At 52.3% G+C, this 321-nt stretch carries 1 protein-coding gene; it reads left to right on the top strand.

The window, feature by feature from the left end; genetic code table 11:
- Position 1 precedes the first annotated feature (1 nt).
- Positions 2-121 carry a winged helix-turn-helix domain-containing protein gene (locus FH871_RS35395; RefSeq protein WP_369008821.1) on the top strand — a complete coding sequence of 40 codons (120 nt, stop codon included), beginning with the start codon at positions 2-4 and terminating at the stop codon, positions 119-121.
- Positions 122-321: the final 200 nt, after the last annotated feature.

The following is a 321-nucleotide window of genomic DNA, read 5'->3' as shown; positions in this document are numbered from 1 at the left end:
TCTGAAGAAGGTCGGCTGGAGTCGGCAGAAACCACAGCGGAAAGCCCGCCAGCAAGACCCGCAGGCAGTTGCACACTGGCGAGAAGAGCGCTTGCCCGAGCTCAAAAAAAGCCAAAGATGAAGGGCGAATTGTTTTGTATGTGGATGAGTCGGCCTGTTATTTATTACCCTTACTAGCTCATACCTGGGCACCTAGTGGGCAGACCCCAGTACTAGTTGAGCAAGCGGGTCGTACTCATTTGAGCTTGATTGCCGCTATTGCTCCTAACGGTCGGATTTATGTAGCGGGTCAAGATCAGGCATTTACCAGTGAGGACATCG

This window comes from Larkinella sp. C7, assembly GCF_006149005.1.
Lineage (GTDB): Bacteria > Bacteroidota > Bacteroidia > Cytophagales > Spirosomataceae > Larkinella.
Note: the sequence above shows the minus strand (reverse complement) of the source record. Positions and strands in the feature narration are given on the sequence as shown.